Source organism: Agrobacterium sp. RC10-4-1, from assembly GCF_014138475.1.
GTDB lineage: Bacteria > Pseudomonadota > Alphaproteobacteria > Rhizobiales > Rhizobiaceae > Agrobacterium > Agrobacterium pusense.
Genome location: NZ_JACJIT010000003.1, coordinates 1 through 12,207, shown reverse-complemented (window position 1 = coordinate 12,207; position 12,207 = coordinate 1). Strand labels below are relative to the sequence as shown.

Sequence of the window (12,207 nt, the reverse complement as noted above, 5' to 3'; positions counted from 1 at the left end):
AAAAAGCGCTTGATTAAGGAAAGCTGATTTTAGGGTTAGCACCCCGTTTTGAAACGTGGTGAATGAGTGGTAAGTGCAGTCTTTAAGTGGTCGCAGGCGGAGTGGAAAAGGTGGTCACGGAAATGATCGAGGCGGGACTTGAAACGGGCGCGGATGGCCTTGTTCGGTGCTTCTGGCAGCAGGGGCTTGCGGATTACAGCCGATATCACGACGAGGAATGGGGTTATCCCGTCACCGATGATCGCCGCCTGTTTGAGAAAATTTGCCTGGAGGGCTTTCAGTCCGGCCTCTCCTGGCTGACGGTGCTGCGCAAGCGCGAGGCTTTCCGTCTTGCATTCGCCAATTTCGAGTTCGAAAAAGTGGCCGAGTTCGGCGAGGCCGATATCGAGCGCTGCCTTGCCGACAAGGGCATTATCCGCCATCGCGGCAAGATTGTTTCCACCATCAACAACGCCCGCCGCGCCGTGGCTCTGCGGGACGAGTTCGGGTCGCTCGCCCGATATTTCTGGGGTTTCGAACCGGCTGCCGCAGAAAGGCCGCAAAGGCTGGACTATGCGACTTTAAGGGCCAACCCGACCAGCGCCGCCTCCATCCGCCTTTCCAAGGATCTGAAGAAGCGGGGCTGGACCTTTGTCGGCCCGACGACCGTCTATGCATTCATGCAGGCCATGGGTATGGTCAACGATCATATCGAAGGCTGTCATTGCCGCCAGCCGATAGAGGTCATGCGGCGGGAGTTTGTACGTCCATGAAGGTAACCCCCCTTCTCCTGGCGCTTGCCATGGCCATGGCCGCCGTGCCGCACCCCTCCTTTGCGGAAGGCCGCAACGTTGACGGTATCTGGCTGGATGACGGCGAAAGGCTGAAGGAGGTGGCGTTGCCACCGGCCGGTCCGCTGAAGCTCGAGGGCTGGACGCGCCGCGGGCGCGGCGATGTTTATCGTCTGAAGGTGAAGGCAGGGCAGACGGTGAAGGTCGAGCTTGCCGCCTCGAGCGAATTCGTATTGATGGCGATCTTCGATTTTTCGACCCCGGATGAAGATGCGATTTTCTTCAGCGATTCCCAGGGCAAGGTGGCGACGCTGACACCAAAGGCAGATACCGAGTGGTTGATTCGCCCGACGCTCATTCTCGGTTCGCCGCGCCGCGGGCTCGGTGCGCATTATACACTTACTGTCAGCGCCGGCGAATAAAGCCGGAAGCTGGCTCAGGCCGTCTGGGTCAATACGATCAGGCCAAAGCTCAGGATACCCAGCAGCAAGAGAGACAGGCTGGCAGCGAGGATGACCTTGCCGCCGGCGTGGCGAAGGCTGCGGATATCGACCGAAAGGCCCAACGCCGCCATCGACATGATGGTGAGGATGTTTGAGAGAGAGGCGACGGGGGCAAGCAGGACTTCAGGTATGAGACCGAATGACCGGGCCATGATCATCAGCACGAAGCCGATGATGAACCACGGAACCATCTGCTGCAATCTGAGGCGTCCCTTGTCCGACCGGCCGTGGACGACGGAGAGGGTGGCGATGACAGGTCCCAGCATCAGCACGCGGATGAGCTTCACGATGGTGCCGGTTTGCACGGCAATCGCGCCAAACGGGGCGGTGGCGGCCAGAACCTGCGGCACGGCATAGACCGTAAGCCCGGCGAAGATGCCGTATTGGGTGGCGTCGAGCCCGAGAAGCTGCGGCAGGAATGGCATCAAAAGCACGGCGGCGACACCGAGAACCGCGGTAAAGGCAATCGAGGCGGCGACATCTTCCGGCTTGGCGCCGATGGCGGGGGCCGCAGCGGCAATGGCGGAATTGCCGCAGATGGAATTGCCGCAGGCAATCAACGTCGCGAGCTTGGGCGGGAGGCCGAGCATCCGCCCGGCGGCATAGCTGACGACCAGTGACAGCGCGACGATCAGCGCAATGCCGCCTATCAGCAGACCGCCCGCGCCCTTGAGGATGGACAGGCTGAGTGATGCACCGAGAAGCGCCACGGCGATTTCAAGCAGGGTCTTGGCGCTGAACTTTATGCCGGCGGAAGCGGCTGCGGGCAGAGCCACCAGCGAACGCAGCATGGTCCCGATCAGAATGGCGAGAACGAGATCGCCAAGCCAGGCATGGCCCGCAAGCCGCACCTGAAAGCGCTCCGCCAGAATGGCGGCGCAGCTGACGGCCGCACAGAGGAGAATGCCCGGAAGAAGCGGGGCGAGCCAGCGGAGCGAAAACTGGAAGGGATGAGCAAGGGTGCGATGTTGGGCCATGACCAGACCATGCCGCAGCAGCCTGTTTTATTCTATCAAATAATATGGCATATATTATTCGATAAAATCGAATGAAAAACCATGACCTTTGAGCAGCTCCGTATTTTCATAGCCGTAGCCGAACGCGAGCACCTGACAAGGGCTGCGGAAGCCATCGGTCTGACCGCCTCCGCCGTCAGCTCCGCCATCAAAAATCTCGAAGCCTTTTATAATGTCGAACTGTTCCACCGCGTCGGACGCAACATTGAGTTGACTGAAAGCGGCCGGGTGTTTCTGGGTGAAGCAAAGGCGACATTGGCGCGTGTGCGCAATGCGGAGCTAATTCTCTCCGAAATGGGCGGGCTGACGCGCGGCGAAATCACCGTCTGCGCCAGCCAGACCATTGCGAGCTACTGGCTGCCGCCGATCCTGATGCAGTTTAAGAAGCTCTATCCCGGTGTCACCGTGCGGCTGGATATCGGCAATACCAAGACCGTGACGCAGGCGGTGCTGGACGGTCTTGCGGAGGTGGGTTTCATTGAAGGCAGGATCGATGAGCCGGCTCTGATGGTGCAGCCGGTGGTGTCTGACAAGCTTCTGGTCGTCACGGGCTCCGCCCATCCCTTTGCCGATGGCCGTTATCTCACCGCGCTGGATATCCTCTACGGCACTTCATGGGTTCTGCGCGAGCAGGGCTCCGGCACCCGCTCCGCCTTCGAGGCGGCGGTGCGGCAGATGGGCGTGGATCCGGGTGAACTCTCGGTCATGCTTGAACTGCCGTCCAACGAGGCGGTGGTGATGGCGGCACGCTCCGGCGGGGCTGCGACGGCGGTTTCAGCCTCAGTGGCATCCCTCTTCCTGCGGCAAGGCCTGCTCGTTCGCGCTGGTATTGATCTGCCCGCCCGCAACTTCGCTTTGTTGCGCCACAAGGAACGCCACACCAGCCGGGCAGCCATGGAGCTGGAACGCCTCAGCCGCGCGGCATCGGAGGATTACAAGGCCGGTCTTGCGGGGTTATAGTAAAGCGCGGGGTGGCAGGCGGCGTTCGCGCGTTCGCCGTCGTATGGGAAAGCTGTCGCAAGTTTCTTCTCCCCGCCGGGGGAAGAAATATGCCGCAAAGTTGCCGGAGGAGCGCCATAGCCGGCGCTCCCCTTCAACAGTAGCAATCACTTGCCCCTGGACTTCAGCCAGGCCTTCATCATGGCGATTTCGCCTTCCTGCGCCTTGATCACTTCTTCGGCCAGCTTGCGGATTTCCGGGTCCTTGCCGTATTGCAGTTGGACCTTGGCCATATCGATCGCCCCCTGATGATGCGGGATCATGCCGCGCACGAAATCGACGTCGGCATCACCACTATAATCGATGGCCATATTGCCATGCATCTTTTTGCTGGCTTCCATGAAGGCCTGGGTGGAAGCGCTGTCGCTCATGCTGCCTTTTGACATGTCGTGTCCGGCATGGCCGCCCGCGTCCTGTGCAAAAGCGGGCATGGCGAGAGAGGCCGCAAAAGCGGCGGCGAGCGTAATGGTCTTGATAGACATGGATTATCCTTCCTGTGTCTGACGGATTTTTCGAAAGTCGGTCTGAAAAATCTGCAGTCAGGCGCGGGGAGGCGGTAGCGGCGGCGCGAAAGCCTTGCCGTCAAACACAGTGCCGCGTTGCGGCTTCGGATAGGCGAATGCCATCCGCCCGGCATCGGCAAAGATCATTCGTGGGACCACGATCAGGCAGGCGGCGCAGGAATCCGGATGTGAAGCATCGTTGCCGTGGGGGCAGCAACCGCCCGTTCCCGCGTCATGAGCGGCATTCTCCGCAGGCGTTTGAGAACCGTGATCTTGCGGGTGTGATTGGGTATCTTGATGTTTCATCGGCAATTGCGAGGAAACAACCATGCCTGTCGGCATGCTCATCGCCATCTGCGCCGGCATCGCGCCGTAAAGCAGGCAGGCAAGGAACATCAATGTGCGGACCACATGGGGCATGATGTGAAGTTACCGCTGAAATTATGGAATAAGCATGACGATCAGGTCAGTTCGCGTGCAATGACGTGGTGCACGATGCGATAATCCCTGCTTTCCTCGCCAAGCGGCGCGAGCGGCCACTCCCATGCAGCGGCGGGCGCGGGAAGCTCAATGCCGTGCAGCAGGTCTTCGTGCTGGTGCAGGCTTCCATCCTTGCCGATGACGTCAAAGGCGGTGTCCGTCACGAGGCACACCTTGCAGGGCAGACCGGCCAGCGCATCGAGATGCGTATGAATGAGTTTCGGCAGGAGATCATCAGGCGTAGCCGCTATTTTCTGCCGTTCCAGCCGATGCTGTGCACCCGTACCGATCTGCGACAGCAGGTTGGCCGAGACGACAAAATCGAGATAGGGCACCCGCCGCAGGAAATCGAGCGGTTCCGCCGGTCGGCCGGCCATGAGATCATCGAAGCCGGAAAGATCGCGATTGGCGATGCGGACGTTCTTTTTGGCATTGAGCCGCAACTTCGCCTGCACGCTGGCGAGATGTACCAGATCGACCAGAACGACGGTATCGAACATCGCCACCAGCGCCTCATGGGGCACATCCCGCAACAGGCCGGACCCCAGCACCACGGCGGTCCGTCTCTGCTTCAGCTTTCTCGCCGATTGCAGCACGAATTGCCGGCTGTTGTTTTCATGCTCCGCCCAGGCTTTGGCGCAACGATTGGCGCGTGCCCAGAGATTGACGGAATAGCGGATATGCGGCCGGAATTCTTTCGGCGTGACCGCGCGTGTCGCGGCATATTGCAGGGCTTCGAGGATCATGAATGCCTAACGGTAAATTTCGCGGCGATGGCCGATTCGACCACCAGCACGATTAGCTTGTGATCCTGTATATCGCAGATGATGCGATAATCGCCCACCCGGTAGCGCCAATAATTGCCGAGTTCGGAGCCTTGCAAGGCGGCACCAGTCTGGCGGGGATTTTCATTTTGCACCACCCTGTCTGCCAGAAACGAAACGATGCGGTTCGCATCTTGCTTCGCCAGCTTTTCAAGCTGCTTGACGGCGCGGTGCTGAAACTCAATTTTCCAGGTCAAGATTGCGCATCACTTCTTCCAGAGTATAGGTGCGCTCATTGTTTGCGATCCGTCGCCGCGTCGCCTCTTCGGCGAGATAAAGATCTTCCATATCTTCGATATGCTTCTCGATCGCCTCGCGAATGTAATAGGCAGATGTGCGTCCGGTGCGCTCGGAAAGCGCTTTCAGCCGCTCATAGGTCTCATCCGGGAGGCGGATGGCCGTCTGTTTGCTCATCGCTTGCGTCCTTTCCGACTAAAATGGGATACATGCATCCCATATAGCATCACTTGTCCTTCGCGGCCAGTAAAACCGGAGCCTTTGCGGCTTGCCGCACAGGGCTTCATCCTCTAAAGCATGTCTCCCAAAAGTGCGCAGCGGTTTTGGGATAAAGACATGCGTAAAAACAGAATTTAAAGCGCGGCGCGCTTCAACACCGGCATAATTTCAGGAAAATATCGGATCGGCATCATGAGCGAAAAAGCAAAAAAGCCTCAGAAACTGAAAGCCCGCCTGCCGCGCGGCTTCGTGGACCGCTCGGCTGCCGATATCCATGCCACCAACGAGATGATCGACAAGATCCGCAGGGTTTATGAGCTTTACGGTTTCGACCCGATCGAAACGCCGCAGTTCGAATATACCGATGCGCTCGGCAAGTTCCTGCCGGACAGCGATCGTCCGAACGAGGGCGTGTTTTCGTTGCAGGATGACGACGACCAGTGGATGAGCCTGCGCTACGATCTGACGGCGCCGCTCGCACGCCATGTGGCTGAAAACTTCAACGAAATCCAGCTGCCATACCGCACCTATCGCGCCGGTTATGTCTTCCGCAATGAAAAGCCCGGCCCCGGCCGTTTCCGGCAGTTCATGCAGTTCGATGCCGATACGGTGGGTGCTGCCGGCGTGCAGGCGGATGCCGAAATGTGCATGATGATGGCGGATACGCTGGAAGCACTCGGCATCAAGCGCGGAGATTACGTTATCCGAGTCAACAACCGCAAGGTGCTCGATGGCGTCATGGAAGCCATCGGTCTCGGTGGCGAGGAAAATGCCGGTCGTCGTTTGAACGTGCTGCGCGCTATTGATAAGCTCGACAAGTTCGGCCCTGAGGGTGTGAAGCTGCTGCTCGGCCCCGGCCGCAAGGACGAGTCCGGTGACTTTACTAAGGGTGCCGGTCTCGGTGACGAGCAGATCGAAAAGGTCCTGTTTTTCGTCGGCATCAAGGATTATGCGGCGAGCGCCGATGATCTGGCGAAACTGGTCGCGGGCACCTCGAAAGGCGAGGAGGGCGTTGATGAACTAAACATCATCGGCGCTCTGGTCTCCAGTGCCGGTTACGATGCGGATCGCATCAAGATCGACCCCTCGGTCGTTCGCGGCCTCGAATATTATACAGGCCCGGTCTATGAGGCCGAGCTCACCTTCGACGTCACCAACGAAAAGGGCGAAAAGGTCGTGTTCGGCTCCGTCGGCGGCGGCGGCCGTTATGACGGCCTCGTCTCCCGCTTCATGGGCCAGCCGGTTCCCGCCACGGGCTTCTCCATCGGCGTTTCGCGTCTGATGACGGCGCTGAAGAACCTCGGAAAGCTCGGTCAGGTGAAGCCGCTCGCGCCTGTTCTCATCACCGTCATGGATGGTGATGTGGAGAGTATGAGCCGTTATCAGCGCTTCACCCAGGCGCTGCGGGCCGAAGGCATCCGCGCTGAAATGTATCAGGGCAACTGGAAGAAATTCGGCAACCAGCTGAAATACGCCGACCGCCTCGGTTCCCCCATTGCCATCATTCAGGGCGGTGACGAGCGCGCCGAAGGCGTGGTGCAGATCAAGGATCTGATCGAAGGCAAGCGCCTCTCCGGCGAGATCGAGGACAATGCCAGCTGGCGCGAGGCGCGTGTGGCCCAGGTCAGCGTGCCGGAGGCCGAGCTGGTGGCAAAGGTCCGCGAGATTCTGGAGCATCAGGCAGAGGACGTTCGCCGCGCCGCCGAAGGGCGCTGAAGCCATGGGGATCTTTGCGCTCGACCATGTTCAACTGGCGATGCCGGCTGGCCGTGAAAAAGAGGCGCGGGCTTTTTACGGGAGCCTGCTCGGCTTTGCGGAACATGCAAAACCGGCCAATCTGGTTGCCCGCGGCGGCTGTTGGTTCAGCCGGGGTTCGATAAAACTGCACCTGGGCATCGAGCAGGATTTCCGACCGGCGAAAAAAGCCCATCCGGCGTTTCTGGTCGATGACTTGGCAGACTTGCGAAAAACACTTGAAACAGCGGGCTGCCATGTGGTTGAGGATGAACCGCTTGAGGGATATCACCGGTTTTATGTCCATGATCCCTTCGGAAACCGCATCGAAATGATGCAGCCGCTCGAACCGTGACGAAAAGTACCGTTCCATGCCCCTGATCGACATGCCGGAGTTTTCCGGAGAGCTACTGGAAGAATTCGCCGCGCGCCGCACGAGTCGCGTGAACACGCCCGTCATCCAGCCTGCGGAACCGTTTCTGGATATGGCTGGCGAGGATTTGCGCCGCCGTATCTTCATGACGGAAAGCGAGACGGGTGAGAGCCTGTGCCTGCGGCCCGAATTCACCATTCCCGTCTGCCTGCGCCATATCGAGACGGCGACCGGCACACCCAAACGTTATTCCTATCTCGGTGAAGTCTTCCGCCAGCGCCGCGAAGGTGCGAACGAATTTTATCAGGCCGGCATCGAGGATCTCGGCGATACCGATATTGCTGCCGCCGATGCGCGTGCCGTCATCGATGCCACCGGGATTCTGCAGCGTCTGCTGCCGGGCCGGGCGCTTGCCGTCACCCTGGGCGATCAACAGGTGTTCGAGGCGGTTGTTGCCGCCCTTGGTCTGCCGCTCGGCTGGCAGAAGCGGCTGGTACAGGCCTTCGGTGACATGGCGCAGCTTGACGCGCTGCTGGAAAGCCTCATGCATCCCAAGCCGATGACCGGGCTGGACGCCCGCGTTGCCGGGCTATTGGCGACCGGGGATGAGGCGGTGCTGGTCGATTATCTCGATACGGTGATGCAGGAAACCGGCTACTCCACCAATGCAAGCCGTTCACCACAGGAAATCGCCCGCCGCCTGAGGGAAAAACTGGCCCTTGCGGCCACACGTCTACCGGATGACAGTTTTGCGCTGCTGAAGCAGTTCCTCGCTTTGAAGGCGCCTCTGCCGCAGGCCTCGCAGGTTCTGGCCGATTTTGCTGCGAAGGCGAAGCTGAAACTGGACGGAGCGCTTTCCGCTTTCGACAAACGTGTCGCAGCTCTTTCTAACGCGGGCGTTGACCTCGAAACCGTCACCTATGGCGCGGCGTTCGGTCGTCCGCTCGACTATTATACCGGCCTTGTTTTCGAGGTGGTGGAAGCGGGTGGAGATAGTGTTCTCGCCGGTGGCGGCCGTTTCGACCGGCTGCTGACGCTGCTCGGCGCACAGGAAAAAATACCGGCCGTGGGCTTCTCGCTCTGGCTGGATCGCATCGAAACGGTGCGCGGGAGTAAGCCATGATCACCATCGCATTGCCCTCCAAGGGCCGGATGAAGGAAGACTCCTCCGCCGTTCTGGAACGCGCCGGGCTGAAAGTCGCTGCCGTCGGCAATGATCGTTCCTATCGCGGCCGCGTCGAAGGGCGCGACGATATCGAGATCGCCTATCTGTCGGCGTCAGAAATCGCCCGCGAGATCGGCGCCGGCACGGTGGATTTCGGCGTGACCGGGGAGGACCTTGTGCGTGAAGGGCTGACCAATGCCGATGCGCAGGTGGAATTCTGCGCCCGTCTCGGTTTTGGGCATGCCGACGTCGTGGTCGCCGTGCCGGAAATCTGGCTGGATGTGGACAGCATGGCAGATCTGGGTGATGTCGCTTCGGAGTTCCGCGCCCGCCATGGTCGAAGGCTCGCCATCGCCACCAAATACTGGCGGCTGACGCAGCAGTTCTTTTCACGCCAGCACGGCATCCAGCTTTACCGCATCGTCGAAAGCCTCGGTGCCACCGAAGGCGCGCCGGCGGCGGGGCAGGCGGATATCATCGTTGATATCACCTCCACGGGTTCGACGCTGAAAGCCAACCATCTGAAAATTCTCTCCGACGGTATCATCGTGCGTTCGGAAGCCTGCTTTGTCCGCGCCCGCAAACCGGAACATGACGGCGATGGAAGGATTGAGGAGATCGCGTCGCGCATCAGGGCGGCGGTCTGAGCATCAAAACACAAAAGCCGCTGGATCGCTCCAGCGGCTTTTTCGTTGGCGGGACGCCTGAATTAAGCGTGAGCCAGAGCGACGCCGCGCTTTGCATCGACGGAATAAGCGCCGGGACCGAAGGCGGCGAGCAGGATGTAAGCGCCGGCCAGGGTGATGTTTTTCATCAGCATGATGCCGTTCAGCGCATTGATCCAGCCAAGCGCCGGGTCAGGCCAGCCGGGAACGGCAACGGTGCCGCTGTGGAAAACGAGGCCGGTGAAGACGCAGAAGACGGCAAGCGCCCAGGCGGCGATTTTCGTCTGGAAACCGACGAGAATGGCAAGGCCGGTCACGAGTTCGAAGAGGCCTGCGAGATATGCAAGCGCGGTTGCGGCAGGCATGCCGGCACCGGCGATCATGCCGGCCGTACCGGCCGGATCGGTCAGCTTGCCGAAGCCGGCATAGATAAAGATGAAGGAAAGCAGAATGCGGGCAATAAGAACGAGAACGTTCTGGCTGCTGGACATGGAAATCTCCGGTAAATGATCGGCGTTTCGCCGGTTGGGGCAATGTCTGGAGATATCAATGACTGAAAATCATTCGCCCATAAAGATGAACAACAGAAGACGAATTGTCTTTATTTTGTGAACGATGGTGAAACCGGAAACAGGATATCAGGCGGCGAAGCGCATGTCTTCGAAACGGGGAAACAGGAACAGTCCCGTGATACGACCGGGCTGGCCATCTTCAAAATTGAAGGATTCACCCATGCAGATGACCGGTTGCCGCAGGGCCGGCAACATCGAGATGCCGGTTGAAAAGCAGAAACGCGAGGGGGCGGAAGAAGCCTGTTCGAATAGTTCCAGCACCCGGGCGTGGTCAGCGCGGTCGTAACAGCGGACAAGGCTGAGCAGGCCGCATTCACCCGGCGGCAGGCCATGCATGAAAGATGCGTGTTCGCCGAGCCGGATGACACCGCTCGAAAGCTCACTGCTCCATTCTTCCGAAATGAAGAAACGCGCCAAAGTCCGTGGATCCGGTGTGGTGGGAGCCGTTGCGGGCAAAGCATCGTTGCGTCTTGATATTTCGAACAATTCGCGCCCCCGTATGAACATCGCGCCGGCGCCGCTTTTGAAGCGTTATCGCCGGGTCGAACTTCCACCGCCATCCGCAGTCGGACGTATCTGCCAGGCATCGAAACCCCTTCAATGCTTGCGTCCCGTCGCGGCACCCTTACGGGGGCTGCTTATAGTTTATTTTCTTCTACCTACAACAACCAGTCAGTGAGAAATATAAAAATAATATGTATTTCTTCTTCAAAACCGCGAGACTTGTGAAAAGCCACAACTAAATAGCGTACTTACAGGTCACTTGGCGCCGATATCGGGTCCCGTGGTGATGATGATTCGCAGCAGCGCCACCGCAATATTCCATGAGCCGCAAAAAAACGGCGGGATAAATGCGGCGCTGTTCCAAAACGGGACAATATTTGAGCCCTTCCGCGTGGGCCTTCGAAATTGTGCAACCGGTTGATTTTACGAGGCATCTCTCTGGGAAGTGCCGACGTTCTGCTCAGTCTGGCGTCGAGCTTCATAGACGCGCCCCTTTTTCTTCGACCGGGAAACAAGGCCGATCCGCCGAGTGCCGTTCCTTATCCCGATGACAGGACTGATTAGAAGTCCATGCCGCCCCGTCTGGCGCGCTGGCGACGCTGGACCACTCAAGGGGCATGGGCGGCCAAAGAAAAAGGGCGATCCGAAGACCGCCCATTCATTATTCCGATGACAGAACTGGTTAGAAGTCCATGCCGCCCGTCCGGCGCGTTGGTGACACCGGACCACTCAAGGGGCATGGGCGGCCAACGAAAAAGGGCGATCCGAATACCGCCCTTTCATTATTCCGGTGACAGGACTGATTAGAAGTCCATGCCGCCCATGCCGCCGCCCGGCATTGCCGGCATCGGAGCGTCCTTCTTCGGAAGCTCGGCGATCATGGCTTCGGTGGTGATCAGCAGCGAAGCAACCGAAGCTGCGTTCTGCAGAGCCGTGCGGACAACCTTGACCGGGTCGACGATGCCGAGCTGGATCAGGTCGCCATATTCGCCGGTCTGGGCGTTGTAGCCGTAGTTGTCTTCGTTCTTCTCGAGGATCTTGCCAACAACGATGGAAGCTTCGTCACCAGCGTTGTCTGCAATCTGGCGAACCAGAGCCTGCAGGGCGCGGCGGATGATGTTGATACCAGCTTCCTGGTCGTCGTTTTCGCCCTTGACGGCGATCTTCGTGGACGAACGCAGCAGAGCCACGCCACCACCAGGCACGATGCCTTCCTGAACGGCAGCGCGCGTCGCGTTGAGAGCGTCGTCGATGCGGTCCTTCTTTTCCTTCACTTCGACTTCCGTCGAACCGCCAACGCGGATAACGGCAACGCCGCCAGCGAGCTTGGCAAGGCGTTCCTGCAGCTTTTCGCGGTCGTAGTCGGAGGTGGTTTCTTCGATCTGGGCCTTGATCTGGGCAACACGACCTTCGATGTCGGACTTCTGGCCGGCGCCGTCAACGATCGTGGTGTTTTCCTTGGAGATCGAAACCTTCTTCGACTTGCCGAGCATGTCGAGCGTAACGTTTTCGAGCTTGATGCCGAGGTCTTCGGAAATGACGGTACCGCCGGTCAGGATGGCGATGTCTTCCAGCATGGCCTTGCGGCGGTCGCCGAAGCCAGGAGCCTTGACGGCAGCGATCTTGAGGCCGCCACGCAGCTT

At 59.4% G+C, this 12,207-nt stretch carries 15 protein-coding genes and 1 pseudogene; 7 read left to right on the top strand and 9 right to left on the bottom strand.

Annotation, left to right across the window (positions count from 1 at the left end):
* Window positions 1–122: 122 nt before the first annotated feature.
* Both FHW77_RS08610 and FHW77_RS08605 read left to right on the top strand, forming a co-directional pair.
* A complete protein-coding gene (locus tag FHW77_RS08610) occupies window positions 123–752 on the top strand; it encodes a DNA-3-methyladenine glycosylase I (protein WP_004440176.1) in 630 nt (209 codons plus the stop codon).
* On the top strand, window positions 749–1,192 hold the full coding sequence (locus tag FHW77_RS08605; RefSeq protein ID WP_004440178.1) for a hypothetical protein: 444 nt from the start codon (window positions 749–751) through the stop codon (window positions 1,190–1,192). The genes FHW77_RS08610 and FHW77_RS08605 overlap by 4 nt, the downstream gene beginning before the upstream one ends.
* A 14-nt stretch (window positions 1,193–1,206) precedes the next feature.
* Here the strand turns inward: FHW77_RS08605 and FHW77_RS08600 are convergent, their stop codons facing one another.
* The gene (locus tag FHW77_RS08600) at window positions 1,207–2,250 is read right to left on the bottom strand and encodes a YeiH family protein (RefSeq protein WP_182590444.1); all 1,044 of its coding nucleotides are present in this window, start codon (window positions 2,248–2,250) and stop codon (window positions 1,207–1,209) included.
* 81 nt (window positions 2,251–2,331) lie between these two features.
* Here FHW77_RS08600 and FHW77_RS08595 point away from each other — a divergent pair, with 81 nt between their 5' ends.
* On the top strand, window positions 2,332–3,249 hold the full coding sequence (locus tag FHW77_RS08595) for a LysR substrate-binding domain-containing protein (RefSeq protein ID WP_004440182.1): 918 nt from the start codon (window positions 2,332–2,334) through the stop codon (window positions 3,247–3,249).
* 146 nt (window positions 3,250–3,395) lie between these two features.
* On the opposite strand, the gene copM is transcribed toward FHW77_RS08595, so the two are convergent.
* From copM to relB, 5 genes and pseudogenes are all read right to left on the bottom strand, one after another.
* On the bottom strand, window positions 3,396–3,770 hold the full coding sequence (gene copM / locus FHW77_RS08590; RefSeq protein ID WP_004440183.1) for a CopM family metallochaperone: 375 nt from the start codon (window positions 3,768–3,770) through the stop codon (window positions 3,396–3,398).
* A gap of 57 nt (window positions 3,771–3,827) precedes the next feature.
* The gene (locus tag FHW77_RS08585) at window positions 3,828–4,211 is read right to left on the bottom strand and encodes a hypothetical protein (RefSeq protein WP_234899157.1); all 384 of its coding nucleotides are present in this window, start codon (window positions 4,209–4,211) and stop codon (window positions 3,828–3,830) included.
* Window positions 4,212–4,252: 41 nt separating this feature from the next.
* A complete protein-coding gene (locus FHW77_RS08580; RefSeq protein ID WP_004440184.1) occupies window positions 4,253–5,017 on the bottom strand; it encodes a hypothetical protein in 765 nt (254 codons plus the stop codon).
* Between the two features lie 6 nt (window positions 5,018–5,023).
* Window positions 5,024–5,292, bottom strand: a pseudogene (locus FHW77_RS08575) (type II toxin-antitoxin system RelE family toxin).
* Window positions 5,276–5,509, bottom strand: a complete 234-nt coding sequence (gene relB / locus FHW77_RS08570; RefSeq protein WP_004440186.1) for a type II toxin-antitoxin system RelB family antitoxin — start codon at window positions 5,507–5,509, stop codon at window positions 5,276–5,278. Before relB ends, FHW77_RS08575 begins: the two are co-directional and overlap by 17 nt.
* Before the next feature lie 234 nt (window positions 5,510–5,743).
* Between relB and hisS the strand changes: the two genes are divergently transcribed.
* The 4 genes from hisS to hisG are packed head-to-tail and all read left to right on the top strand — an operon-like array spanning window position 5,744 to window position 9,470.
* A complete protein-coding gene (hisS, locus tag FHW77_RS08565) occupies window positions 5,744–7,267 on the top strand; it encodes a histidine--tRNA ligase (protein ID WP_004440187.1) in 1,524 nt (507 codons plus the stop codon).
* Window positions 7,268–7,271: 4 nt separating this feature from the next.
* Window positions 7,272–7,640 (top strand): VOC family protein, encoded by a 369-nt coding sequence (locus FHW77_RS08560; protein ID WP_004440188.1) that lies wholly within the window; start codon window positions 7,272–7,274, stop codon window positions 7,638–7,640.
* 16 nt (window positions 7,641–7,656) lie between these two features.
* Window positions 7,657–8,781: an ATP phosphoribosyltransferase regulatory subunit gene (locus FHW77_RS08555; protein WP_004440189.1), complete on the top strand. Its 1,125-nt coding sequence runs from the start codon at window positions 7,657–7,659 to the stop codon at window positions 8,779–8,781.
* On the top strand, window positions 8,778–9,470 hold the full coding sequence (gene hisG / locus FHW77_RS08550; protein WP_004440190.1) for an ATP phosphoribosyltransferase: 693 nt from the start codon (window positions 8,778–8,780) through the stop codon (window positions 9,468–9,470). The genes FHW77_RS08555 and hisG overlap by 4 nt, the downstream gene beginning before the upstream one ends.
* 62 nt (window positions 9,471–9,532) lie before the next feature.
* Here hisG and FHW77_RS08545 read toward each other — a convergent pair whose 3' ends face one another.
* The 3 genes from FHW77_RS08545 to groEL form a co-directional block, all read right to left on the bottom strand.
* Window positions 9,533–9,979, bottom strand: a complete 447-nt coding sequence (locus FHW77_RS08545; protein ID WP_004440191.1) for a DoxX family protein — start codon at window positions 9,977–9,979, stop codon at window positions 9,533–9,535.
* Between the two features lie 147 nt (window positions 9,980–10,126).
* The gene (locus FHW77_RS08540; RefSeq protein ID WP_004440192.1) at window positions 10,127–10,567 is read right to left on the bottom strand and encodes a hypothetical protein; all 441 of its coding nucleotides are present in this window, start codon (window positions 10,565–10,567) and stop codon (window positions 10,127–10,129) included.
* Between the two features lie 800 nt (window positions 10,568–11,367).
* Window positions 11,368–12,207, bottom strand: an 840-nt coding sequence (gene groEL, locus FHW77_RS08535; protein ID WP_182590443.1) for a chaperonin GroEL, incomplete at its 5' end; no start/stop codon positions are given.

Excerpts from the sequence above, each read along its gene's own strand:
- FHW77_RS08610 (WP_004440176.1), top strand. The coding sequence starts at position 123 with ATGATCGAGGCGGGACTTGAAACGGGCGCGGATGGCCTTGTTCGGTGC.
- FHW77_RS08605 (WP_004440178.1), top strand. The coding sequence starts at position 749 with ATGAAGGTAACCCCCCTTCTCCTGGCGCTTGCCATGGCCATGGCCGCC.
- FHW77_RS08600 (WP_182590444.1), bottom strand. The coding sequence starts at position 2,250 with ATGGCCCAACATCGCACCCTTGCTCATCCCTTCCAGTTTTCGCTCCGC.
- FHW77_RS08595 (WP_004440182.1), top strand. The coding sequence starts at position 2,332 with ATGACCTTTGAGCAGCTCCGTATTTTCATAGCCGTAGCCGAACGCGAG.
- copM (WP_004440183.1), bottom strand. The coding sequence starts at position 3,770 with ATGTCTATCAAGACCATTACGCTCGCCGCCGCTTTTGCGGCCTCTCTC.
- FHW77_RS08585 (WP_234899157.1), bottom strand. The coding sequence starts at position 4,211 with ATGCCCCATGTGGTCCGCACATTGATGTTCCTTGCCTGCCTGCTTTAC.
- FHW77_RS08580 (WP_004440184.1), bottom strand. The coding sequence starts at position 5,017 with ATGATCCTCGAAGCCCTGCAATATGCCGCGACACGCGCGGTCACGCCG.
- relB (WP_004440186.1), bottom strand. The coding sequence starts at position 5,509 with ATGAGCAAACAGACGGCCATCCGCCTCCCGGATGAGACCTATGAGCGG.
- hisS (WP_004440187.1), top strand. The coding sequence starts at position 5,744 with ATGAGCGAAAAAGCAAAAAAGCCTCAGAAACTGAAAGCCCGCCTGCCG.
- FHW77_RS08560 (WP_004440188.1), top strand. The coding sequence starts at position 7,272 with ATGGGGATCTTTGCGCTCGACCATGTTCAACTGGCGATGCCGGCTGGC.
- FHW77_RS08555 (WP_004440189.1), top strand. The coding sequence starts at position 7,657 with ATGCCCCTGATCGACATGCCGGAGTTTTCCGGAGAGCTACTGGAAGAA.
- hisG (WP_004440190.1), top strand. The coding sequence starts at position 8,778 with ATGATCACCATCGCATTGCCCTCCAAGGGCCGGATGAAGGAAGACTCC.
- FHW77_RS08545 (WP_004440191.1), bottom strand. The coding sequence starts at position 9,979 with ATGTCCAGCAGCCAGAACGTTCTCGTTCTTATTGCCCGCATTCTGCTT.
- FHW77_RS08540 (WP_004440192.1), bottom strand. The coding sequence starts at position 10,567 with ATGTTCATACGGGGGCGCGAATTGTTCGAAATATCAAGACGCAACGAT.